This is a genomic window from Arthrobacter sp. E1SS-5 (genome assembly GCF_057073715.1).
The window spans coordinates 1,802,236-1,824,703 of record NZ_CP172703.1; the positions used below are offsets into that span (position 1 = coordinate 1,802,236).

21 protein-coding genes and 1 tRNA gene are annotated in these 22,468 nt (G+C 65.5%); 12 read left to right on the forward strand and 10 right to left on the reverse strand.

Annotated features, from left to right (window positions below; all coding sequences use genetic code 11):
- The first annotated feature begins 2 nt into the window (after positions 1–2).
- The 4 genes from lgt (at position 3) to pyk (ending at position 9,063) form a co-directional block, all read left to right on the forward strand.
- Positions 3–1,169 (forward strand): prolipoprotein diacylglyceryl transferase, encoded by a 1,167-nt coding sequence (gene lgt, locus ACIGJD_RS08335; protein WP_483689098.1) that lies wholly within the window; start codon positions 3–5, stop codon positions 1,167–1,169.
- 260 nt (positions 1,170–1,429) lie between these two features.
- Positions 1,430–6,043, forward strand: a complete 4,614-nt coding sequence (gene gltB, locus ACIGJD_RS08340; protein ID WP_483689099.1) for a glutamate synthase large subunit — start codon at positions 1,430–1,432, stop codon at positions 6,041–6,043.
- Entirely contained in the window at positions 6,036–7,493 is a 1,458-nt protein-coding gene (locus ACIGJD_RS08345; protein WP_376979304.1) for a glutamate synthase subunit beta, read from the forward strand. The genes gltB and ACIGJD_RS08345 overlap by 8 nt, the downstream gene beginning before the upstream one ends.
- Before the next feature lie 64 nt (positions 7,494–7,557).
- Positions 7,558–9,063 carry a pyruvate kinase gene (gene pyk / locus ACIGJD_RS08350; RefSeq protein ID WP_483689100.1) on the forward strand — a complete coding sequence of 502 codons (1,506 nt, stop codon included), beginning with the start codon at positions 7,558–7,560 and terminating at the stop codon, positions 9,061–9,063.
- 141 nt (positions 9,064–9,204) lie between these two features.
- Here the strand turns inward: pyk and ACIGJD_RS08355 are convergent, their stop codons facing one another.
- Positions 9,205–9,810, reverse strand: coding sequence for an ANTAR domain-containing response regulator (locus ACIGJD_RS08355; RefSeq protein WP_009358190.1), 606 nt, complete (start codon positions 9,808–9,810; stop codon positions 9,205–9,207).
- Between the two features lie 202 nt (positions 9,811–10,012).
- On the opposite strand from ACIGJD_RS08355, the gene ACIGJD_RS08360 reads away from it, so the two are divergent.
- Positions 10,013–10,094 (forward strand) — tRNA-Leu (locus ACIGJD_RS08360).
- Positions 10,095–10,308: 214 nt separating this feature from the next.
- On the opposite strand, the gene ACIGJD_RS08365 is transcribed toward ACIGJD_RS08360, so the two are convergent.
- The gene (locus ACIGJD_RS08365) at positions 10,309–10,821 is read right to left on the reverse strand and encodes a hypothetical protein (RefSeq protein ID WP_483689101.1); all 513 of its coding nucleotides are present in this window, start codon (positions 10,819–10,821) and stop codon (positions 10,309–10,311) included.
- Positions 10,822–11,203: 382 nt separating this feature from the next.
- Here ACIGJD_RS08365 and ACIGJD_RS08370 point away from each other — a divergent pair, with 382 nt between their 5' ends.
- From ACIGJD_RS08370 to ACIGJD_RS08385, 4 genes are all read left to right on the forward strand, one after another.
- Positions 11,204–11,614 (forward strand): DUF2254 family protein, encoded by a 411-nt coding sequence (locus tag ACIGJD_RS08370; protein WP_483689102.1) that lies wholly within the window; start codon positions 11,204–11,206, stop codon positions 11,612–11,614.
- A 349-nt stretch (positions 11,615–11,963) separates the two neighbouring features.
- Positions 11,964–12,482, forward strand: coding sequence for a DUF2254 family protein (locus ACIGJD_RS08375; RefSeq protein ID WP_483689103.1), 519 nt, complete (start codon positions 11,964–11,966; stop codon positions 12,480–12,482).
- Positions 12,483–13,260: 778 nt separating this feature from the next.
- Entirely contained in the window at positions 13,261–13,470 is a 210-nt protein-coding gene (locus ACIGJD_RS08380) for a hypothetical protein (protein WP_483689104.1), read from the forward strand.
- 848 nt (positions 13,471–14,318) lie between these two features.
- Positions 14,319–14,726, forward strand: a complete 408-nt coding sequence (locus ACIGJD_RS08385; RefSeq protein ID WP_483689105.1) for a DUF2202 domain-containing protein — start codon at positions 14,319–14,321, stop codon at positions 14,724–14,726.
- A gap of 161 nt (positions 14,727–14,887) precedes the next feature.
- On the opposite strand, the gene ACIGJD_RS08390 is transcribed toward ACIGJD_RS08385, so the two are convergent.
- From ACIGJD_RS08390 to ACIGJD_RS08425, 8 genes are all read right to left on the reverse strand, one after another.
- Complete coding sequence (locus tag ACIGJD_RS08390) at positions 14,888–15,214, reverse strand: hypothetical protein (protein ID WP_483689106.1); 327 nt, start codon at positions 15,212–15,214, stop codon at positions 14,888–14,890.
- A 197-nt stretch (positions 15,215–15,411) separates the two neighbouring features.
- Positions 15,412–16,728 carry an MFS transporter gene (locus tag ACIGJD_RS08395; protein ID WP_483689107.1) on the reverse strand — a complete coding sequence of 439 codons (1,317 nt, stop codon included), beginning with the start codon at positions 16,726–16,728 and terminating at the stop codon, positions 15,412–15,414.
- A 379-nt stretch (positions 16,729–17,107) separates the two neighbouring features.
- A complete protein-coding gene (locus tag ACIGJD_RS08400) occupies positions 17,108–18,508 on the reverse strand; it encodes an MBL fold metallo-hydrolase (RefSeq protein WP_483689108.1) in 1,401 nt (466 codons plus the stop codon).
- A 98-nt stretch (positions 18,509–18,606) separates the two neighbouring features.
- A complete protein-coding gene (locus tag ACIGJD_RS08405) occupies positions 18,607–19,011 on the reverse strand; it encodes a rhodanese-like domain-containing protein (protein WP_483689109.1) in 405 nt (134 codons plus the stop codon).
- A 4-nt stretch (positions 19,012–19,015) separates the two neighbouring features.
- Entirely contained in the window at positions 19,016–19,378 is a 363-nt protein-coding gene (gene trxA, locus ACIGJD_RS08410) for a thioredoxin (RefSeq protein ID WP_483687008.1), read from the reverse strand.
- 53 nt (positions 19,379–19,431) lie between these two features.
- Positions 19,432–19,728: a rhodanese-like domain-containing protein gene (locus tag ACIGJD_RS08415; protein WP_286398729.1), complete on the reverse strand. Its 297-nt coding sequence runs from the start codon at positions 19,726–19,728 to the stop codon at positions 19,432–19,434.
- A gap of 23 nt (positions 19,729–19,751) precedes the next feature.
- Entirely contained in the window at positions 19,752–20,510 is a 759-nt protein-coding gene (locus ACIGJD_RS08420) for a sulfite exporter TauE/SafE family protein (protein WP_286398723.1), read from the reverse strand.
- Positions 20,507–21,124 (reverse strand): rhodanese-like domain-containing protein, encoded by a 618-nt coding sequence (locus ACIGJD_RS08425; protein WP_483687007.1) that lies wholly within the window; start codon positions 21,122–21,124, stop codon positions 20,507–20,509. Before ACIGJD_RS08425 ends, ACIGJD_RS08420 begins: the two co-directional genes overlap by 4 nt.
- Positions 21,125–21,248: 124 nt before the next feature.
- On the opposite strand from ACIGJD_RS08425, the gene ACIGJD_RS08430 reads away from it, so the two are divergent.
- From ACIGJD_RS08430 to ACIGJD_RS08440, 3 genes are read left to right on the forward strand one after another with little or no spacing between them, the layout of a single operon-like run.
- A complete protein-coding gene (locus tag ACIGJD_RS08430; RefSeq protein ID WP_043452296.1) occupies positions 21,249–21,506 on the forward strand; it encodes a metal-sensitive transcriptional regulator in 258 nt (85 codons plus the stop codon).
- 44 nt (positions 21,507–21,550) lie between these two features.
- Positions 21,551–21,964 carry a DUF302 domain-containing protein gene (locus ACIGJD_RS08435; RefSeq protein ID WP_483687005.1) on the forward strand — a complete coding sequence of 138 codons (414 nt, stop codon included), beginning with the start codon at positions 21,551–21,553 and terminating at the stop codon, positions 21,962–21,964.
- 3 nt (positions 21,965–21,967) lie between these two features.
- Positions 21,968–22,345 carry a DsrE family protein gene (locus ACIGJD_RS08440; protein ID WP_483689110.1) on the forward strand — a complete coding sequence of 126 codons (378 nt, stop codon included), beginning with the start codon at positions 21,968–21,970 and terminating at the stop codon, positions 22,343–22,345.
- The last annotated feature ends 123 nt before the right edge of the window (positions 22,346–22,468 follow it).

Sequence of the window (22,468 nt, forward strand, 5' to 3'; positions counted from 1 at the left end):
GCATGCAGGCACTCCTTCAGGCAGCCGCGGTGGCCCCCGCTCTCGTTCCGGCGAGCATCCCCAGCCCGGACTGGTCCGGCTTCGACATCCCCCTGCCCTGGGGCAGCCTGCGGATCCACGCCTATGCGCTGTGCATCCTGGCCGGAATCATCGTCGGCCTGTGGCTGACATCCGTGCGGTGGGCCAAGCGCGGCGCCCCTGAAGGCAGTGTCTGGGACATCGTCATCTGGGCCATCCCCTTTGGCATCATCGGCGGCCGGCTCTACCACGTGGTCTCATCGCCGGACGCCTACTTCGGTCCCGGCTTCGACGGCACAGGTGACCTCTCCCTCATCCCGCAAATCCAGCGGGGTGGGCTGGGAATCTGGGGCGCCGTCGTCCTTGGCGCCGTTGGCGCCTGGATCGGCTGCCGGCGCAGCGGGGTCAAGCTGAGCGCTTTCGTTGACGCAGCGGCACCCGGATTGCTCCTGGCGCAGGCCATCGGCCGGTGGGGCAACTACTTCAACCAGGAACTCTTCGGCGGGCCCACCACCCTGCCCTGGGGCCTGCAGATCGACCCCAACAACCCCAACTTTCCTGCAGGCATGCCCGCAGACACCCTGTTCCACCCCACCTTCCTCTACGAGTCGCTGTGGAACCTGGCCGGCGTGCTGATCCTGCTCGCCCTGGACCGGCGCTTCCACTTCCGCCGGAGCAGGCTCTTCTGGCTGTACGCCATGTACTACACCCTGGGCCGGGTCTGGATCGAGGCCATGCGCATCGATGACGCAGAGCAGATCAGCATCCTCGGCATCACCACCCGGCTCAACGTGTGGACCAGCATTTTCGTCTTCCTCGCGGCACTGATTGCCTTCATCCTGCTGGGCCTCAAGGGCCGTCCGGATCCGGACACCGTCTACCTGCGGGGCCACGAGCCGGAAAAGGCCGAGGAAGCCGCCACGGATTCGGGCGCCAGTCACAAAGTCCGTGATACGGACAACGTTGTCTCAGATAGTGATTCGCGTGGTAATCTCCCTGATAACCACAGCGGTTCCAGGCATGCTTCCGACCCCACGGAAGAGGCCGCGGCGGCATCGGAAGGCTCGAAGCCCGGAACGGATGCCACGACTGCCGGTCATGCCGGCAGCACAGCCACCGGACCCGCATCGGAGGCAGGCACCGTCAAGTAGGGCGCCGGCCGGGAGGGCAGCAGAGCCACCGCTCGAAGGGCCCGCAAAACCACAATGTCGTGGCATGGGGCAGTCCGGAAAATCAGAAATGGCACCCGGCGCTGCCCTGGGCAGGGGCCTGCGTAACCTTTAGTTCCGCAGGCGGCGCTGACCTACAATTTCCAGTAATCAACACTTTGTTGTGCCCACCGCAGCGGCGCCGACGAGTGGGGCCAACGGTGTCCCTTCCATACGCACGATCAGGAGGAAGGACGTCTCCCATGACCCAAACTCTTAACACTCCCAGCTGGTCCGAACCGGATCAGCCTGAGACTGCACTGTCGCCGTTCAAGCGCTTCGCAGCCATGCCGGAGGCTGCCGGGCTTTACAACCCGGAGCAGGAGAAGGACGCCTGCGGACTGGCCATCATCGCCACCCTGCGCGGCGAGCCCGGGTACGACATCGTCGACGCCGCCCTGACCGCACTGCGCAACCTGGAGCACCGCGGCGCCGTGGGCGCCGACGAAGGCACCGGCGACGGCGCAGGCCTGCTCATGCAGATTCCGGACGAGTTCTTCCGGGCCGTCACCGAGTTCGAGCTGCCCGCCCCCGGCCAGTACGTCGCCGGCACGGCATTCCTGCCGGCCGAGCAGCGGGAGGCCAACGCCGCCAAGGCCGGCATCGAGGGCCTGGCCGCCGACGAGGGCCTGAAGGTCCTTGGCTGGCGCGAAGTGCCTGTTGTCGCCGACCTGGTGGGCGCCATGGCCCGCGCCTGCATGCCTTACTTCTCCCAGCCTTTCCTGGCTTCGGCCAACGGCGAGGAACTGGACCGCAACGAACTGGACTCCCGCGCTTGGCGGATCCGCAAGCGCGCCCAGAACAAGTTCGGCGTCTACTTCCCGTCGCTGTCCTCGCGGACCATCGTCTACAAGGGCATGCTGACCACGGCCCAGCTGGAGCCGTTCTACCCGGACCTCTCGGACAAGCGGTTCAAGACCAAGCTGGCGATCGTCCACTCGCGCTTCTCCACCAACACCTTCCCGTCGTGGCCGCTGGCGCAGCCGTTCCGGACTATCGCCCACAACGGTGAAATCAACACCGTCAAGGGCAACCGGAACTGGATGCGTGCCCGCCAGTCCCAGCTGGCCAACCCGCTGCTGGGTGACTCGCCGGAAGAGCTGTACCCCATCTGCACCCCCGGTGCCTCCGACTCCGCGTCCTTCGACGAGGTAGCGGAACTGCTCTGGCTCTCCGGCCGCCCCATCACGCACTCGATCATGATGATGATCCCGGAGGCCTGGGAAAACCACGCCACCATGGATCCGGCCCGCCGCGCCTTCTATGAGTACCACTCGCTCCTGATGGAACCCTGGGATGGTCCCGCTGCGGTCTCCTTCACGGACGGCAACCTGGTCGGCGCCACGCTGGACCGCAACGGCCTGCGCCCCGGCCGCTTCTGGATCACCGAGGACGGCCTGATCGTCTTCGCCTCCGAGGTGGGCGTGATCGACGTCGAACCCTCCAGGGTGGTCAAGAAGGGCCGTGTTTCCCCGGGCAAGATGTTCCTGGTGGACACCGAGGCCGGCCGCATCATCGACGACGAAGAGGTCAAGGCCGAAGTGGCCGCGGCCAACCCGTGGGCTGAGTGGGTCAAGGACAACCTGATCGACCTCAACGACCTGCCCGAGCGTGAGCACGTGGTGCACACGGCCGCGTCCGTAAATATCCGCCAGCGCACCTTTGGCTACACCACCGAGGAATTGAAGATCCTGCTGGGCCCCATGGCCCGCACCGGCGCCGAGCCGCTGGGCGCAATGGGCTCCGATACGCCCGTGGCCGTGCTGTCCAAGCGCCCGCGCCTGCTGTTCGACTACTTTGTGCAGTCCTTCGCGCAGGTGACCAACCCGCCGCTGGATGCCATCCGCGAAGAACTGGTCACCTCGCTGACCTGTGCCATCGGACCCAACGGCAACCTGCTGGACACCAAGCAGGTCCGCCAGCCCCAGGTCCAGCTGCCGTTCCCGGTGATCAACAACGACCAGCTTGCCAAGATCGCCAACATCGAGGACGCCGACGGCAACCGCGTGGCCATGAAGGTCCGCGGCCTGTACCGCCCCGAAGGCGGCGAAAACGCGCTGCGTGCACGGCTCACTGAGATCTGCGAGCAGGTTTCCGGCGCCATCAACCGGGGTGTGCAGTACGTGGTGCTGTCCGACCGTGACTCCAACGCCCAGTGGGCACCCATCCCGTCGCTGCTGCTGGTCAGCGCCGTGCACCACCACCTGCTGCGCAGCGCCAACCGCACCAAGACCGCGCTGGTGGTTGAGGCCGGCGACGTCCGCGAAACCCACCACGTGGCCGTGCTCATCGGCTACGGCGCCTCCGCCGTCAACCCGTACCTGGCCATGGAATCCGTGGAGCAGCTCATCGCCGCCGGCGACGTCACCGGGGTGACCCCGCAGGACGGCGTCTACAACCTGATCAAGGGCCTGGGCAAGGGCGTCCTGAAGATCATGTCCAAGATGGGCATTTCCACCGTGGCCTCCTACACCGGCGCCCAGACCTTCGAGGCGCTGGGGCTGGGCCAGGAACTGGTGGACGAGTTCTTCGCCGGTACGCATTCCCAGCTGGGCGGCGTGGGCCTGGACGTCATCGCGGCCGAGGTTTCCGCACGCCACCAGATGGCCTACCCGGACGGCGGCATCGAGCAGCCGCACCGGCCCCTGCTGGGCGGCGGCGAGTACCAGTGGCGCCGGGACGGTGAACCCCACCTGTTCAACCCGGAGACCGTCTTCCGGCTGCAGCACGCCACGCGTGAGCGCCGCTACGACATCTTCAAGGCGTACACCAAGGGCGTGGACGACCAGTCCACCAACCTGATGACCCTGCGCGGCCTCCTCAAGTTCAAGAACGAGCGTCCCTCCGTTCCCCTTGAGGAAGTTGAGCCGGTCTCCAGCATCGTCAAGCGGTTCTCCACCGGCGCGATGAGCTACGGTTCCATCTCGCAGGAGGCCCACGAGACGCTGGCCATCGCCATGAACCAGCTGGGCGGCAAGTCCAACACCGGTGAAGGTGGCGAGGACGTTGAGCGCCTGCTGGATCCGAAGCGCCGCTCCGCGGTCAAGCAGATCGCCTCCGGCCGTTTCGGCGTGACCAGCCTCTACCTGACCAACGCCGACGACATCCAGATCAAGATGGCCCAGGGCGCCAAGCCCGGTGAAGGCGGCCAGCTGATGGCCCAGAAGGTCTACCCGTGGGTGGCCCGGACCCGGCACTCGACCCCCGGCGTCGGACTCATCTCCCCGCCCCCGCACCACGACATCTACTCCATCGAGGACCTCGCGCAGCTCATCTACGATGCCAAGCGCGCCAACCCCTCGGCCCGTGTCCACGTAAAGCTGGTCTCCGAAGTCGGGATCGGCACCGTGGCGTCCGGCGTGACCAAGGCGAAGGCCGACGTCGTACTTGTCTCCGGACATGACGGCGGCACCGGCGCCTCGCCGCTGAACTCGCTCAAGCACGCCGGTGTTCCGTGGGAGCTCGGCCTGGCCGAGACGCAGCAGACGCTGATGCTCAACGGCCTGCGCGACCGCGTGGTGGTGCAGGTGGACGGCCAGCTCAAGACCGGCCGCGACGTTGTGATCGCTGCCCTGCTGGGCGGTGAGGAGTTCGGCTTCGCCACCGCACCGCTGGTGGTGGAAGGCTGCATCATGATGCGCGTCTGCCACCTGGACACCTGCCCCGTGGGTGTTGCCACGCAAAACCCGGAGCTGCGCGCACGCTTCAGCGGCAAGCCGGAGTTCGTGGTCAACTTCTTCGAATTCCTTGCCGAGGAAGTCCGCGAGATCCTCGCCGAGCTCGGTTTCCGCAGCCTCGAGGAGGCCATCGGCCACGCCGAGGTCCTGGACACCCGTGACGCGATCGACCACTGGAAGGCCGACGGCCTGGACCTGGACCCGATCCTGCACGGCCTGGAGTTCGACGACGACGCGCCGCTGCGGAACATGACCGGCCAGAACCACGAGCTGGACAAGCACTTCGACCAGCGCCTGATCACCATGGCCACCGAAGCGCTGACGGACCGCAGCCCGGTGAAGATCACCGTGGACGTCATCAACACCGACCGTTCCGTGGGCACCATGCTGGGCCACGTCGTCACCAAGACCTTTGGTACAGACGTCCTGGCCACGGACACCATCGACGTCACGCTGAACGGCACCGCCGGCCAGTCCCTGGGCGCCTTCCTGCCCGCGGGCATCACCCTGCGGCTGTTCGGTGACTCGAACGACTACGTGGGCAAGGGCCTGTCCGGCGGCCGGATCATCGTCCGCCCGGACCGCACCAACGTGTTCAAGGCGGAGACCAACGTCATCGCCGGCAACGTGATCGGTTACGGCGCCACCAGCGGCGAGCTGTTCCTGCGCGGCCAGGTGGGCGAACGCTTCCTGGTCCGCAACTCCGGTGCCACCGCCGTTGTTGAGGGCATTGGCGATCACGGCTGTGAATACATGACCGGCGGCCAGACGCTGATCATCGGACGCACCGGCCGCAACTTCGGCGCCGGCATGTCCGGCGGAACCGCGTACGTCCTGGACCTGCGGACCACCCGCGTCAACAAGCAGGCACTGGAATCCGGTGAGCTGCAGCTGCGCGAGCTGGACGCCGAGGACCGTGACATTGTCCACGGCCTGCTGGTCAAGCACGTGGAAGAAACTGACTCCCAGCTGGCGGCGCGCCTCCTCGAGAACTTCGATGACACCGCTGCCCGCATCACCAAGGTGCTGCCGCGCGACTATGCGGCCGTGCTGCAAACCCGCCTCGACGCCATTGAAGAGGGCCTTGACCCCGACGGCGAAGAAGTATGGTCTCGAATCCTGGAGGTTACCGGTGGCTGATCCACGCGGATTTCTGAAAGTACGCCAGCGTGAAACCCAGCCGCGCCGTCCCGTTCCCGTCCGCATCATGGACTGGAAAGAGGTCTACGAGGCACAGGAAAAGGGCACGCTGAAGGCCCAGGCCGGGCGCTGCATGGACTGCGGCATCCCGTTCTGCCACCAGGGCTGCCCCCTGGGGAACCTCATTCCCGAGTGGAACGACCTCATGTGGCGGGACAAGGGCGAGGAAGCAATCGAGCGGCTGCACGCCACGAACAACTTCCCCGAGTTCACCGGCCGGCTCTGCCCGGCGCCCTGCGAGGCGTCCTGCGTGCTGGGGATCAACCAGCCCGCCGTGACCATCAAGCAGGTGGAAGTCTCGATCATCGACGAGGCCTGGGACAACGGCTGGGTCAGCCCGCTGCCGCCCACGCGCCTCACCGGCAAGACCGTCGCTGTGGTCGGCTCCGGCCCTGCCGGCCTGGCCGTCGCCCAGCAGCTCACCCGGGTGGGCCACACCGTTGCCGTCTACGAGCGTGACGACAAGATCGGCGGCCTGCTGCGCTACGGCATCCCCGACTTCAAGATGGAAAAGGAGCAGGTGGACCGGCGCGTCGAGCAGATGAAGGCCGAAGGCACCCGCTTCCGGACCGGCGTCTCCGTGGGCACCGACGTGACCTGGGAGCAGCTGCGCCGCCGTTACGACGCCGTCGTGGTGTGCACGGGTGCCACCGTTCCGCGGGACCTGCCTATCCCGGGCCGCGACCTGGACGGCGTCCACTTCGCCATGGACTACCTGGTGCCCGCCAACCGCGCGGTGGCAGGGGAAACCATCGAGAACCAGATCAACGCCCACGGCAAGCACGTGGTGATCCTGGGCGGCGGCGATACCGGTGCCGACTGCCTGGGCACTGCCCACCGGCATGGCGCCGCGTCGGTGACCACCCTTGCCATCGGCAAGCAGCCGCCGTCGGAGCGTGCCAGCCACCAGCCGTGGCCGACATTCCCCACCCTCTTCGAGATGGCCAGCGCGCACGAGGAAGGCGGCGAACGCACCTACCTCGCCTCCACCGTCGAGTTCGTTGGCGAGAACGGCAAGCTCACCGGCGTGAAGGTGGCCGAGACCGAGTTCGTTGACGGCAAGCGCCTCCCCAAGGCCGGCACCGAGCGGATCATCCCCGCGGACCTGGTGTTCCTGTCCCTCGGCTTCACCGGCGCTGAACCCGCCGGCATCACCGACCAGGTACACGCCGAATTCGATGGCCGCGGCAACGTGGCCCGCGACGGCTACTACATGACCAACACCGAAGGTGTGTTTGTTGCCGGTGACGCCGGCCGCGGGCAGTCCCTGATTGTGTGGGCCATCGCCGAGGGCCGCGCCGCCGCGGCCGCGGTGGACAAATACCTCATGGGAAGCACCATCCTTCCCGCGCCCGTCGCACCGACGGACCGCGCCATCGCCGTCCTCTAGGGCTGCACCGAGGGTTCACCTCGCCGACAACTTAACCAATGCAAGTGACCAATAGGGTAGGTATATGAGACGCGCAAAAATTGTGGCTACGTTCGGCCCGGCAATTGCCAGCTACGAAAACACCCTCGCGGTGCTGGAAGCCGGCGTTGACGTCGCCCGCATGAACATGAGCCACGGTGACTACACCGTGCATGACAACACCTACGAAAACGTCCGCAAGGCAGCGTCCGACCTGGGCAAGGCCGTGGCCATCATGGCCGACCTCCAGGGCCCCAAGATCCGCCTGGGCCGCTTCGTGGACGGTCCGCACGCGCTGGCCGTCGGTGACACGTTCACCATCACCACCGAGGACGTTCCCGGTACCCAGGAAATCTGCTCCACCACCCTGAAGAGCCTCACCGAGGACGTCAAGGTGGGGGATACCCTGCTGATCGACGACGGCAAGGTGGCAATGCGCGCCACCGCCGTCGACGACGTCAAGGTGGTTGCTGAGGTGACCGTCGGCGGCATGGTGTCCAACAACAAGGGCATCAACCTCCCCGGCGTGGCCGTCAACGTTCCCGCGCTGAGCGAAAAGGATGAGGACGACCTCCGCTGGGCAATCCGCCGCGGTGTCGACCTGGTGGCGCTCTCCTTTGTGCGTGATGCCGCCGACATCACCCGCGTGCACGAGATCATGGATGAGGAAGGCCGCCGCGTGCCGGTCATCGCCAAGATCGAAAAGCCGCAGGCCGTTGACCAGCTGCCCGAGATCATCGACGCCTTCGATGCCATCATGGTGGCCCGTGGCGACCTTGGCGTGGAGCTGCCGCTGGAGGAAGTGCCGATCGTCCAGAAGCGCGCCGTGGAACTGGCACGCCGCTGGGCCAAGCCGGTCATCGTGGCCACCCAGGTGCTCGAATCCATGATCGACAACCCGCGTCCCACCCGTGCAGAGGCATCCGACTGCGCCAACGCCGTGCTCGACGGTGCCGACGCCGTCATGCTCTCCGGCGAGACCAGCGTGGGCAAGTACCCCATCGAGACGGTCAAGACCATGGCCCGGATCATCGAATCCACCGAGGTCCACGGCCTGGAGCGCGTCCCCCCGCTGGGAACCAAGCCCCGGACCCGTGGCGGCGCCATCACGCGTGCCGCCGTCGAAATCGCCGACCAGCTGGACGCCAAGTACATCTGTGCGTTCACCCAGTCCGGTGACTCGGCCCGCCGCCTGTCCCGCCTGCGCCCCATCAAACCGGTCTTCGCCTTCACCCCCGTGGAGCAGGTCTGGAACCAGATGGCCCTGACCTGGGGCATCCAGCCGGTGCTGGTCCAGATGGTGGACCACACGGACGCGATGACCGCCCAGGTTGACCGCAGCCTAGAGGAGATGGGCCTGGTTGAGGACGGCGACCTGGTGGTCATCGCCGCCGGTTCGCCTCCCGGAAAGGCCGGCTCCACCAACTCCCTGAAGGTGCACAAGGTGGGCGACCTCGCCGACTCCACCCGCGGGGGAGAGATCGGCAGCAACCGCGAAAAGCTCGGCCCCTGGCCGGAAAAGAAGAAGAAGAACCAGGCCGCCCAGGCCTAGTCTTCAGACAGAGCGAAGGACCCCCGCCTTTCGGCGGGGGTCCTTTTTGCTGTTTCGTTTTTTGGTGGCCGGTCGCTGTGGTGAGCGTTCCTGGCTGGTGGCCGGGCCGTCGTCGTGATTTCTCCGGGCCCGGCCGGCGCGCTAGTTGACCTGGTTGATGATGGTTTCGGCGACCTCGCGCATGCTGAGGCGGCGGTCCATGGAGGTCTTCTGGATCCAGCGGAAGGCTTCGGGTTCCGTCAGTCCCATTTTGGTGGTCAGCAGGCTCTTGGCGCGTTCCACGAGCTTGCGGGTGGCGAACTGCTCCTGTAGGTCTGAAACTTCGCTCTCCAGGGCCTTGATTTCCTCGTGGCGGGAGAGGGCGATCTCCAGTGCCGGGATGAGGTCCGCGGGCGTGAAGGGCTTGACCACGTAGGCCATGGCGCCGGCGTCGCGGGCGCGTTCCACCAGTTCCTTCTGGCTGAAGGCGGTCAGCAGCACCACGGGGGCGATGCGGGCCTTGACGATCTTCTCGGCGGCCGAGATGCCGTCCATGACGGGCATCTTGACGTCCATGAGGACCAGGTCCGGCTTGAGTTCCTCGGCGAGCTGGACGGCCTTCTCGCCGTTGTCCGCCTCGCCCACAACGTCGTAGCCTTCACCGCGCAGGATCTCGATGATGTCGAGGCGGATAAGGGTTTCATCCTCTGCCACAATGACGCGGCGCGCCGGCTGGGACGTGGGCTTGGACTCCGTCTGTTCAGTCACGGGATCTCCTTGAAAAGGTACGGCGGGACATCACTATCTTAGGTGCCACCGCGGCTGTACTTGGCTTGCAGGGGTTCGTTTGCGGCGACGGCGGCGCGATTCTGGAATTCAGCCTATCTGCATGTAGAGTAATTCCGCGTACGTGAAGCGATCGCGTTGCTCACAGTCAGCTGTGGGCGTAGTTTCGTTCCTCGTATTCCGCGCCCGAGTGGCGGAATTGGCAGACGCGCCGCACTCAAAATGCGGTATCGAAAGGTGTGTGGGTTCGAGTCCCACCTCGGGCACAGTGTTTCTGCAGGTCAAGGGCCTGTTAGCATGAGTGGTGTTGACAAAGCTTGACTTTTCCAGGTCCATCAAGTAGGTGGGCGCTGGGATGCCTAGACGGAACGCGGCGCCCACTGCTGGACAACGCGCCCTTAAATAAGGCTACTTACTATTACTGTTTTAGGTCAAAGGGTGTCGCCTCGCTCCTCATGCGCTCGTTGTCGCTTCTCCGGTTCAGCAGTCGTCGACGATCTTGCCGACCACGCCTCCAATAGTGGCACCCACAGCAGCTCCCCCCGCACCTCCAAAGTAACCCCCGATGACTGCACCGGCGCCGGCAAGGGTGCCTTGCCAGTTACCGCCTGACTTTTTATAGACCACCGTTGAACCGCCGGGCTCGCCGCCGTCGAACACGTAGGATCCGACGGCACCCGAAGCATAGGCAAGTGCAACCGGGCTTGCACTGCCCTTGACCAGCAGTTCCTCATACGCCTTCTTGACTTCCTGATACGCCTTGGCGGCATCCTGCTTCCCGGCGGTCGCCGCATGGCCGAGCTCGCAAATGTGGCTCAGCACCGGCAACTCCTTTTCGGTGATGAAATTGAGCTCATAAAGCTTGGTGAGTACCACCTTGTCGGCTTTGAGGCGGTCGCCACCAGCCTCAGTCATGATGCGCCTGACTTCCCTGGCCGCAGCGCTTTGCATCTCGTAGACGCCGATTCCGCTAAAGGACTCTAAGCTGCCCATTGGAACGCCCTCCTGTTCTTGATCGATGCGCGGGGGACCCGCGCACTCGCAGTTTGCTCTCCTCTGGGACGTAGGGGAATACCCGAAAAATTTGACCGCCCTTTGCGGCGTGTAACTCTGAAGTTTCGTTATCGCCAACGTTGGTCTCCGGGAGGGGGGAGACCTTCTTAGCAGCCCTGGCACCTGCTGGGCTCGGGGCAAAGAGGGCAAGCTCCCGGGAGCATGGTGGTGCAATCCGGGGAGAAGTAGGGGCTGGATGGGGTATGCCGACCCTTATTTCGGGGGTTACGCATGGATGGTGCCGGTGACGGCAGGAATGTCCTCCGGCTGAACAGCAGAGGCAGGGGAGGAGTGAGTTCCGTGACGAAGGCATTTCCTGACGATGCGGAGTGTTGCTGAACGGCCAGGCCGCCCACTGGGTGGACACGCTACCATTCAGTTGTGGCCGTTGCCGGGGTTGTCGGTTGCCGCCGCAGTAGCGCTCGGGTCCCCTTGCCAGTGCTGGACTCGAACATTGACGGGCAGTTGCCGGAGGGCGCGGGTTTGTCCTGTTCAGCGGCGGACCGGAAGCGGCCAGGGCGGTCCTGCAGTCCATCGCGAAATCCTTCATCACGGTGACTTCCCTGACTTTTTCCTCACGGTGGTCACGCTGCAGCTGGCGAGCAGCCAGTTTTCGCCTCGGCTGCTGCGCACTTTTACCGCTGAGCGCTTTGTCCACGGAACGCTTGCCCTGTTCCTGTCGGCCTTTGCCTTTGCCTTTGCGCTGACGGTCCTTCGCAGTGTCCGCTATTAGGCAGGTGGCAGCACTGCCTTTGGCCCCGAGGTTTCGGTGACCGTCGCGTTTACCCTTACCATGGCCAGCGTGGCGGGCCTGGTGCAGTTCCTGGAACACCTCGCCCGGGAGATCCGGCCGAAACCATGCTGCGCCGGGTTGCCAGAGAAGCCCGCGGCACCATCGAACGGGTATCCCCCAAGGAGAGACCCTCCATAGCCTCTGCTTTGCCCGCAGCGCAGCCGGGCAGTTTCGCCGTAACGGCGTCATCCTCCGGTTTTCTTACCTCACTCGACAACGACGCCCCCCGGCTGCGGCGCTGGACTCCGGGGCCGTTGTCCGTGTGAACAGAGAACCCGGGAGTTCCCTTGTGGAGGGCGTCCCATTTGCTACCGCCTGGCCACTGAATCCGGGATGCAGCCTTAGTGCGGACGCTCGGGACAAGTTGTGTCGGGACATTGATGCGGCGGTGACCGTCGGGTTTGGGCGTACCAGTGTCGAGGATGTGGGGTTTGGGTTCCGGCAGCTGGTGGATGTGGGGGCACGGGCCTTGTCACCGGGTGTCAACAACCGAACGACGGCGGTGCATGTCCTCGGCCACCTCTCGGCTCTGCTGTGCAGGCTCGTCGACAGGGAGCCTGCCCCAGAGCCCATCAAGGATGAAAGCCGCCTCATGATTTTACTTCCCGGGCTTCCGGCGCTGATCGACCTTGCGGTGAACCAGGTCAGGAACTACGGGGCTGGAGACCTTGATGTGGCGGGGCGCCTGTTGGAGATCCTGCACGAAGTCGCCTTTTGCGACGGAAAGGGCCGATACCGGGAGGCGGTCCTTCCACCATCTGGACCGTATGCGCGGCGCAATAGCCGGGGCCCGGTACGCGAATCCTGAACGGCGCCGGCTGCTGGACGGTGCAGCGGCTTTGTCCATCGACTTTCGACCTGCGGCCGAAACGTGATGCGCATGTGACCTGCGCCATTCGGGGTGGCGCTAGGCTCTTAAGGGTGTTCAATGGGGAACGGTTGCACGGCAGGCTGCACTGCGAAGTTCGCGGCCTGCCGTGCTGTCCCGTAACAAGGCCGACCAGTACTCTTGCGTGGATCTTGGTGATCTTTCTGCTCTCGGGTGCCGCTTCCCATGTGCAGGGCACACACTACGCAATTACCGGCCACCCGCCTGCAGCGTCTGCATCTTCCGGCTTGGACGTCCCAGCCCCTACCGTTCCCACCGCTTCAGCGGAATCGACACAGCCAGGCACCCCGCCGGCGTCTGTTCCGGACCTGCCTGCCGAAAAGGCCGGAAGCGTTCTCTGGGACGGTACGCGGCTGGGCAAGACCTGTTGTGAACGCCGGCAGGCTCCCCGGTCCGAACCGGCACCAGTAAGGGCGGAGGCACTTAGTTCCTCCGCGTGGGGTTGTCAGGGGACGGTCATGAGGTGTCCCTTCCTCCCTGGCCCGACCGAGCCTCCCCCTTCTTCTCTCAGCGTGGTTCAGCTCGGGGTCGGCCGGACGTAAAAGGCGGTGCTGTTCCGTAAACACCTTTGCCTGCGAACCCGGAAAGACAGTTCAATGATCAACACGTTCACTTCATGGAATCCCGTGCCAGCGCCAGCCGTCGCTTCGAACGGCACAGCCCCGTTCTCCGGGCAGCACCAAGGGGATGCAGGGCGATGAGCCGATCGATGGAAGAGTTGGGGATGGCTTCGGCCGACCCGCAGCTGCAACGCATGCTCGATACCCACATCCACTGCGGGGAAGCGATGCAGGTGGTCTCCCCAACGGAGGCCTCACCGGTTGGCCCAGGGGAGAGAAACGACAACGGCGCCACGCTCACCTACCGCTGCTCGTGCGGTTTCAGCTTCGACGAAAAGACCGACTAGGCATCTTGGCTTTGGACCTGTACCGCTGCGGCAATTTTGCCAGTAGGCGTAGCGCGCGTTCGTTGGACTCGTATTCCGTACGAGTGGTTTAAGAACACCAATAAACGTTACGTAAGAGCTGGGGAGCGGGACGCTTGAGTTCAAATTGCGGGCAGACCGGCTTGATGGCGCCTTTCTTCCCGAGGGGCCCCGCTCGTGAAGAATTTGCCCTCCATGTCATGGGTGGCGGCGGTTGGTCTGGGGACTTATGCCCCTGTTAACTTTCGCTGGGCGTTTCTACCGTTATGTTGTGGTCATTCACTGAAAGGGGTTGATGGGGACTCCGGCTGTTATTCGATTGCTGATATCCGGTCTGCCAACGTCGACGGCGGGTGGTCGATCTACTCCCGGGGTTACTGTGTCAGCCTAAAATTCGGGTGCGGTGCCGGCGTGGTTGCAGTGGAAAACTCTGACCGTTACCGCAGGTGGCGGCGGCGGTGGCGGACGCCCCTAAATAGAGATGGGCGGGGGAAGCGGCGGCCTTGAGCGCCCCTTTCAGGGAGCAGTTCAGACCAGGGCCGCCGCTTCTTTTGACGCATTGTGCCGCGACCAAAACCATGTGAGGAGAATCGATGCGCGCGTCATTATTCAAGGCCCTCCTAGCCACTGTGTGCCTCGCCGTGCCGTTTTCGGTTTCCGCGTGTACTTCAGGCCCCTCCGGTGGAGGCGCGGGCGGAACGACAACGACGCAGTCCACCACGGCTTCGGCAAGCGCCAGTGGATCGGCAAAGGGAAGCACTGAGCCGGGATCGTCTCCATCCGGGTCAGCGGCCGTACCGACTGTAACGGCGTCCCCGGATACAGCGGCCGTGCTCCAGTACCTGATTGAGGAAGAGAAGTTTGCACACGACGTGTACCAGAAGTTCAGCCAACTGTGGGGCGGCGGAGTCTTCGACAACATCGAGGCCAGCGAAGTGATGCACCAGCAGGAGCTGCTGCAGCTCCTTAGGGCGAAGGGAATTCCGGATCCGAGGGTGGACCAGCCCGGGGTCTTCAAGGATCAAAGGATCCAGCAGATGTACACCCGGTACGTACAGCAGGGCGCGGCAAGTGTCACCGAGGCATACAGGGCAGGTGCGGCCATCGAACAACAGGACGTTGAGGATCTGAACAACCAACTCCAGTCGATCACCGACTCTGCTGTTGTCACGGTGCTTCAGCGCCTGCTGGCAGGCTCAAAGACCCATCTCCAGGCCTTTCAGGCACACCTCGGCTGAGCGCCTGGTACGGCGGGAAGACACCACTCATATGAGTGGGCGGGGAGACTTTTTCGAGGTGCAGGTCCAGCCCGGACGCGGGGAAGTTGCCTCCGGCCGTCCGCGTCGTCCTTCCACCGAGACGAAACCTCAAGCCTCATCCAACTGCCGTTCCGAACGTGTTAGTTCGGCTGCTGCGGCTTCGTGGGGAACAACGGACGGCAGTCTGTGCAGGCTTCGAGTTCGGCCGCGCCGGTCTCGGTGGCCAAAGCAAGACGCTCGAGGTCCAGACGCGCACGGAGCGCCCAGGTCATCAACGCCAATGCGAGGACGCCTGCTGCGATCTGGATTGGCGTTTGGCTGTCCTGGTATGTGTTCGCCCACACTAAACCGAGAAGGCCGGCGATCGGCCAGCGCAGATCACATACAGTGGCTGCCGCCCCTATCGGTGCCCCCACGTAACTTCCGGCCAGGAGACCGGTGAGGACAGAGCCGGCGATGACGAACACGTAGCTGATCCAGCCTGCTGCCGGAACAGCCCAACAAACCGGTGGCGATGAGGAGGAAAACGGCGGATCCCGCAGTAGCAGCAACAGCAATGGCAACCCGTCTAGGCGACCACCGAAGGATCACGCCCGGTAGACGCCGCGCCCGGTCCTGGATTTCGTCGGGACCGGCGCCGTTACCGGCATTGTTAGCGGCCGGTCTACTGAATGGCATTGCTGGTCCTTTCGTTGCGATTGTGGCGGAGCTGCATCGCGGTCCAGAAGATGACGACGGCGACCAGCGCGAGGGATGCCAGACCCAATCCTGAGTAGCCTGCCGCGGACAGTACGGGGCCGGCAAGGGCGCCGCCGACAGCGCCGGAAGCGTTCATGCTGAGATCTGAAATGCCCTGAAGTGCTGGCCGGTCCTGCTGGGGCGCGGACTCGGCAACCATCGCAGACCCAGCCACCACCGAAGCTGACCAACCCAGGCCAAGGAGGACCAGGCTCGCGGTGACGGCCCCTCGGGAGTCTGCCGCCACCCCCGCCAGCACCAGCGAGGCAACGAGCATGGCCTGCCCGGCCAGGATGGTCGGCAGCCGTCCTGCCTTGTCCGACATCCAGCCGAAGACCGGTGACAGGGCATACATCCCGGCAATGTGGAGGCTGATCGTCAGGCCGACGACAGTCAGGCTCGCACCGTGGTCGCGCAGGTGCACGGGGGTCATGGACATGAGCGCCACCATGGTTGCGTGGCTGAGTGCCACGGCGGCTACCGCATACCGGGCCTTCGGGTTACTCCGCAGGACCTTGATGCTTCCCTGCGGGCCTGAGGACGTGGTTTCGTGCGCCCTGGTTGCCAGCGCTTCCAGGAGGGGATCAGGACGCAGGGCAGCCGCGTATAGGGCGGCAGCGGCGAGTTGAGCAGCGACAGAGAAGGCAAACGCACCTGTCAGCGGGGGCAGGCCCAGTGCGGCACCCACCGCCTCACCCGGGTCGAAGAGGTTTGGACCCAGGACGGCACCGATGGTCGTTGACCACACCACCACGGACAGGTCGCGACCACGCGAGCCGGGATGCGAAAGATCAGTTGCTGCAAAACGGGCCTGCAGGTTCACTGCTGAACCGGCGCCCAGCAACATCAAACCCAGCAAAAGCAGCGGGAAAACGGCCACTGCCGCAGACAAGATGGCAATTACGGCACCAGCGCCTGAAATGAGAGCACCAGTCGACAACGAGACACGGCGCCCGTGTTTTTGCGCCAGGCGGGCCAACGGCACAGCTGCCAGCGCGGCGCCGAGGGTGCTCATGGTGGCAGCCATCCCGGACCAGGCATTCGAGCCGGAGAGCTGCGCGGCCAGGAGGGAACCCAGGGACAACGTCGCACCCATGCCGATCCCGCCAAGGATTTGGCCACCGACAAGAACGGGAATTACGCGACGCTGCAGCCGCGGGAAGCGGTCGTCGACTCGTTCACCGGTGCCGGGGACCGAAGCGCGTCTTCCCACGGTCTCCGCTGGTGCGCCTTCTGGCTGCATGATGATCCTTTTCGATGGGCGGGGCTTCAACAGGCCCGCGGGTGGCGATGAACGCGGTGCTAGGGCCGCGGCCCGGAAAGCCTAGCGCCCAAAGAGCCTGGCAAAGAAGCTCTTGCCGGACCCGCTCTCCTTCTCATGGCCGGGGCATCGCTGCGAGGCAGGGATCCCCTTCAGGACCTGGTCCACGTGCTGCCCGCATCCGGCCCACGTGACCTTGGCGCATTTGCTGCATGTCACTGCACGGCACATATAAATCTCCTTAGATGGTCATATACAAAGCACAGGAATGCGGTGGTGCGGGTAGGTCCCGCACCACCGCATCTGTTGATACTGCAGTCGTCCGCACGCCGCGCCCAGCGGTCAGGCGGCAATGAGCTGGTTAGACGGCGGGGACGCTGTTGTGCCAGGCGTTCCAGGCGGCGTAGCTGCCGTCGAGTTCGACGACGTCGTACCCGGCGCGGCGCAGGGCGCTGGCGGCCACGGAGTTCCGCACGCCGGACTGGCAGTAGGAGACGATGGTGCCGCCGGCCGGGAGCTCGTCGAGGTGCCACATGACGCGGCCGCCGCTGAGCTGGTAGGAGCCCGGGATGTGGCCGGCCTTGTGCTCGGTCTTGTTGCGGACGTCCAGGACCATGTCGGCGTCGAAACCTTCGAGGTCCTCGGGCTGGATCAGCTTGGGGGTGAAGGTGGGCAGCCCGTCGATGCTGGTCAGGTAGCCTGCCACGTTGTCGATGCCCACGCGGACCAGGTGGTCCCACATGTCCTGCGCCTGCTCCTGGTCCTTGGCCAGGAGCACCAGCGGGTTCTTGTCCGTCTCCGGGTTGACCACCCAGGCACCGTAGCTGGCAACGGACTTCCCGGCCGGGACGTTCAGGGAGCGGACGACGGTGCCTTCGTGCACCTCGCTGTTGGAGCGGGTGTCGATGAAGGTCAGGGTGTCTTCTGCCAGGCCTTCAGCCACGACGGCGGTTTCCAGTTCCTGCAGCGGTGCACGTTCGCCCATGACGTCCGGGCCGACGCGGTTTTCGCGCTTCATGCGGCCGAAGTAGGCGTGCGCGTCGGGCTGGCCGTCGAGGAGTTCGTTGATGAAGCCCTGCTCGTCGTTGGCGGCGAGGTAGGGGCCCCACCAGGCGTAGAGGCGTTCGTAGCCGACGGTTGAGGACGGGATGGCACCCAGGGCCTTGCCGCAGGCGCTGCCGGCGCCGTGGGCGGGGTGCACCTGGACGTAGTCCGGCAGGGTGAGGAACTTGTCGCGCAGGCTGGCGAAGAGCTGCTTGGCGCCCTCGAAGCGGGTGTCGACGCCGCCGGCGGCTTCATCCAGCAGGTCGGGGCGGCCCAGGTCGCCGGAGAAGACAAAGTCCCCGGAGAGCAGGTAGCCGGGCTTGTCGCTGAACGCGCCGTCGGTGACCAGGAAGGACAGGTGTTCGGGGGTGTGCCCCGGGGTGTGCACTGCCTTGATGCTGATGTTGCCCAGGGCGATGGTGTCGCCGTCGTAGAGCCGCTCGCCGTCGAACTCGTACTGCCAGTCCGGGCCGCCCTCGCCGGAGACGTAGATCTTGGCGCCGGTGGCGGCGGCCAGTTCGCGGGTGCCGGAGAGGTAGTCGGCGTGGATGTGGGTCTCGGTGACGGCCACGATCTTCATGCCGTTCTTCGCGGCCAGGTCCTGGTAGACGGCGATGTCGCGGCGGCCGTCCACCACGATCGCTTCGCCCTTGGCCTGGCAGCCGATCAGGTAGCTGGCCTGGGCGAGGTCTTCGTCGTAAATGCGCTCGATAAGCATGTGGTGCTCTCCTTCGGTTTGAAAGGGGATTGGGGGTTGTTCTGCATCCAGTATAGATACCCCCGGGGGTATCTCGCAAGTGGACTGCGGCCTGGGTGCTATGTCCGGTGGAACAGTCGATGAAAGAACGTGCGGAGGCATTCCGGCGCGGTGCCCGGGCCTCGGCCGGGTGGATCTTCGTGGGCTTGTTGGTAGCTGACCGGGTGGCCTGCCCGGTACCACTCGGTGATCCCGCCGGCCACGTTGACCGCGGTGTACCCGCGGTCGGTGAGGAACCGTGCGGCCTGGCTGCTGCGTTTCCCTGACCCGCACATCAGGTGGATCGTGCTGTTTGGCAGGTCGTTGAGCCGGGAGGCCAGCTCGTCCAGGGGGATGTTCAGGCTGTCCGGGACGTGCGCGGTGGCGTGCTCCTCCCGGCTCCGGACGTCCACCAGCGTGGCCCGGGGCCATACCGCGGCGAGTTCGTCCGCCGTGATGCTGCGGAACGTTCGCTGGTCCGGCATGGACTTAGGCGTGCTGGTGTCCGGCTTCGGCCCGGAGCTGGTCCATGTCCACGTTCTTGACGGCCTGGATGACTTCCTCGAGGCCGGTGGCGTTGAGGGCTCCGGGCTGGGAGAAGATGAGGGTCTTGTCCTTGAAGGCCATCAGTGTGGGGATCGAGGTGATGTTTGCCGCGGCGGCCAGTGCCTGTTCGGCCTCGGTGTCCACCTTGGCGAAGGTGATGTCCGGGTGCCGTTCTGCGGCGGCGCCGTAGGTGGGGGCGAACATGCGGCAGGGGCCGCACCAGGCCGCCCAGAAGTCGACGAAGACAATGTTGTTGTCCTCCAGGGTCTGGGCGAAGGATTGCTGGGTGATGTCGATGGTTGCCATGGTCTGTCGTGTCCTTTCGGGCGAAGTTGGTTGGTTGCCCTGTGGTGCGGGGCCTAGGTGGTGGGGAGTCCGGCGCGGGTCCAGGCGGTCATGCCGCCGGCCATGGTGTCTGCCTTGTAGCCGACGCCGTTGAGGGCATCGGCCACGGCGGCGCTGCGGTTGCCGCTGCGGCAGACGGCGATTACGGGGACGGCCGGGTCGAGCTCGCCCAGGCGGGCCTGCAGCTGGCCCATCGGGATGTGCAGGGCGCCGGGGATCATGCCCTCGGCGACTTCAAAGTCCTCGCGGACATCCAGGATGCGCGCCGTGGAGCGGCGCTGGTCGGTCTCGGTGATGGTGATTTCAGCCATGGGTGTTCTCCTGTTGGTAAGGGTCAGGCGGTGACCGTGCCGGCGGTGACCCATGCCGCGACGGCGAAGATGAGTACCGCGAATGAGATCCGGATGTGCTTGTCGTGCAGGCGGCGGGCCAGCCGGGCGGCGAATACGGAACCCAGGATGGCCGGTACCGCGAATGCCAGGGTGGTGGCCCAGTCGATGGTGTAGCCGGCCGCGTGGGCGCTGAACCCGGCGGCCGAGTTGATGACGATGATCGCCAGGGAGGTTCCCACGGCCTGCTTCATTCGCAGGCCCAGGAAGATGGTGAGCGCGGGGGTGATCAGGAAGCCGCCGCCCACGCCGAGCAGTCCGGTCAGGAACCCGACCAGCAGTCCGACGCCTACGGCCTTCGGGGCGCAGGACCGGAAGGCCCGGTTTGGTCCAACGCTGCAGGATCCCTCGGTTTCCCGGGGCTTCTTGAGCATCCGGATGCCCGCGACCACCATGATCACGGCGAATGCGAGCATCAGGATGTTGGGATCCAGCAGCTTGCCCACTGCCGCCCCGGCCCAGGCCGCCGGGATGCCGGCGGCACCCACCAGGGCGATCACGGGCCAGTTCAGGCCCTCCCGGAGGCGGGGGAGCAGGGCCGCCAGCGAGGAGATGCCCACCACCAGCAGCGAGGTGGGGATGGCCTGGGCGGGGCTCATGCCCACGCCGTACACCAGCGCCGGAACGGCGATGATTGACCCGCCGCCGCCCACTACGCCCAGTACGACGCCGACGACGAGCCCCAGTCCCAGGGCCGCGATCATGCCGCAGCGCCCTTTTCAGCCGTCTGCACGGGAAGCTGCAGGATGGCGCTTTCGCGGGTGGGTTCCTTGGCGGCCTTGTTCCACGGCATCGCGGACAGGGCCTTGCCCATGGCGCAGGTGTTGGTCGCGGCCGAGAAGGTCAGCCCGGTGCCGATGGCACCTGCCAGCATGCGGACCTTGGGGGAGACGAACTTGCCGCCGGCCAGGCCGAGCATCACCAGGGAGCCGGCGGCCAGGCGGACCTGCCGTTCCAGGTCCCAGCGGTCCTTGCCCTTGACCACGTCGCCGCCGGCAGCAGCGAAGCCGGGAACCCCGCCGGTGAGGACGTAGGCGGTGTCCAGGCCAACGCTGGCCATGCGCTGGCGGGCCTGCTCGGCGCGGACGCCGGACTGGCAGACCAGGACAACGCGGCTGCCCAGCCGGGCAGCGAGTTCATCGGTGTGCTCGGAGAGCAGGGGCAGCGGAACGTTGTAGGAGCCGCGGATGTGCATGGACTCGAACTCTGCGGCAGAGCGAACGTCGATCACCACGAGGTCCTGGTGCTCCTTGATCCAGGACTGGAGTGCTTCGGGGGCGAGTGCGGTGACGGCGGTGGCTTTGGAAGGGGAAGTCATAAGTGGCCTCTCGGAAGGGGTCGGGTGGATACCCCACCGAGTATTGCAGATACCCCCGGGGGTAGTCAAAAAACCCGCGGGGGTATACAGTTAAGGCCAAGCCCCTTATCAATGGAGACCCCTAATGGAACTGAACCCCACCGAACTCACGCCCGTGATCAACCGCCTCAAGCGTGCCCAGGGCCAGCTCGCCGCCGTCACCCGGATGCTCGAGGAAGGCCGCGACTGCAAGGATGTCGTCACCCAGCTGGCTGCCGTATCCAAGGCCCTCGACCGGGCCGGCTTCGCCATCATCGCCACCGGGCTGGAGCAGTGCATCGTCCAAAAAGACGAAACCATGGACCGGAAGGACCTGGAGAAGCTTTTCCTCTCCCTGGCCTAAGCCCACCTCCCGTCAGTCCACCGGCAACAACCTCAAGGAGCATCATGACCTACACCCTGGCCACCACCGTTTCGCTTCCCTGGGCAGAAGCCGTGGAACGCACCCGCGAAGCCCTTGCCGCGCAGGGGTTCGGAATCCTGACGGAAATCAACGTCCGGTCCACTTTCGAAGCCAAGCTTGGCGCTGAGGCCGCGGACGCCGTCGGGGATTATGTCATCCTTGGTGCCTGCAATCCGGCCCTTGCCAGCCGTGCCCTCGCCGCCGAACCGGAAATGGGTGCCCTGCTGCCCTGCAATGTCGTGGTCCGCCGCAACAGCTCTGCCGAAGCGACCACGGTGGAGGCGATCGACCCGCAGACCATGGTGCAGCTCAGCAGCGCAGCTTCCGTCAAAGAAGTGGCGGATGACGCCGGAACACGCCTGCGCAAGGCCCTTGCCAGCCTGGGCGGGGAACAGTAGCTGATGGCGGTGATCGACGGCCAAGCCGGAAACGGCGGCGAACGCGGCCTGCTCATCCATGCTGCCGGCCCACTTGAGCAGGACGCCCTCGCCGGCATCCTGCGCAGCGCCGCCAACGCCCGCGCCGCCCTCGGCGCTGCCACCGCTATCGAAGTAGTGATCCAGGGCCCCGGCGTCAAGCTCCTCGCAGCAGGCGCCCTCTCCGCCGAAGCCATCAACGACGCGCTGAAGCTGGACCTGCAACTCCTCGCCTGCGGCAACAGCCTCCGGTCAGCAGGCCTGGAAGCTGGTGACCTTGCTGCGGGAGTGGCAACCGTGCCTGCGGCAATCGCCCACCTGGCCCAGCGCCAATGGGACGGCTGGGCTTACGCCCGGCTCTGACACCCGGCAACGCCGGCGCGGAAGAGTAGACGCCGCGAAGCTGCGTAGGCAGCCTCCTTGGCGATATTGCTTTGCGGCATAGTCTCCGGCGGAGCGCAGGGGCATCCACCCCCGGGCGAAACT

Bases quoted from the DNA above. Each gene is read 5' to 3' on its own strand.
- ACIGJD_RS08435 (WP_483687005.1), top strand. From the start codon at position 21,551: ATGACCTACACCCTGGCCACCACCGTTTCGCTTCCCTGGGCAGAAGCC.
- ACIGJD_RS08395 (WP_483689107.1), bottom strand. From the start codon at position 16,728: ATGCAGCCAGAAGGCGCACCAGCGGAGACCGTGGGAAGACGCGCTTCG.
- lgt (WP_483689098.1), top strand. From the start codon at position 3: ATGCAGGCACTCCTTCAGGCAGCCGCGGTGGCCCCCGCTCTCGTTCCG.
- ACIGJD_RS08430 (WP_043452296.1), top strand. From the start codon at position 21,249: ATGGAACTGAACCCCACCGAACTCACGCCCGTGATCAACCGCCTCAAG.
- ACIGJD_RS08420 (WP_286398723.1), bottom strand. From the start codon at position 20,510: ATGATCGCGGCCCTGGGACTGGGGCTCGTCGTCGGCGTCGTACTGGGC.
- ACIGJD_RS08380 (WP_483689104.1), top strand. From the start codon at position 13,261: ATGAGCCGATCGATGGAAGAGTTGGGGATGGCTTCGGCCGACCCGCAG.
- ACIGJD_RS08415 (WP_286398729.1), bottom strand. From the start codon at position 19,728: ATGGCTGAAATCACCATCACCGAGACCGACCAGCGCCGCTCCACGGCG.
- ACIGJD_RS08400 (WP_483689108.1), bottom strand. From the start codon at position 18,508: ATGCTTATCGAGCGCATTTACGACGAAGACCTCGCCCAGGCCAGCTAC.
- pyk (WP_483689100.1), top strand. From the start codon at position 7,558: ATGAGACGCGCAAAAATTGTGGCTACGTTCGGCCCGGCAATTGCCAGC.
- gltB (WP_483689099.1), top strand. From the start codon at position 1,430: ATGACCCAAACTCTTAACACTCCCAGCTGGTCCGAACCGGATCAGCCT.
- ACIGJD_RS08370 (WP_483689102.1), top strand. From the start codon at position 11,204: ATGCGGAGTGTTGCTGAACGGCCAGGCCGCCCACTGGGTGGACACGCT.
- ACIGJD_RS08440 (WP_483689110.1), top strand. From the start codon at position 21,968: ATGGCGGTGATCGACGGCCAAGCCGGAAACGGCGGCGAACGCGGCCTG.
- ACIGJD_RS08365 (WP_483689101.1), bottom strand. From the start codon at position 10,821: ATGGGCAGCTTAGAGTCCTTTAGCGGAATCGGCGTCTACGAGATGCAA.
- trxA (WP_483687008.1), bottom strand. From the start codon at position 19,378: ATGGCAACCATCGACATCACCCAGCAATCCTTCGCCCAGACCCTGGAG.
- ACIGJD_RS08405 (WP_483689109.1), bottom strand. From the start codon at position 19,011: ATGCCGGACCAGCGAACGTTCCGCAGCATCACGGCGGACGAACTCGCC.
- ACIGJD_RS08425 (WP_483687007.1), bottom strand. From the start codon at position 21,124: ATGACTTCCCCTTCCAAAGCCACCGCCGTCACCGCACTCGCCCCCGAA.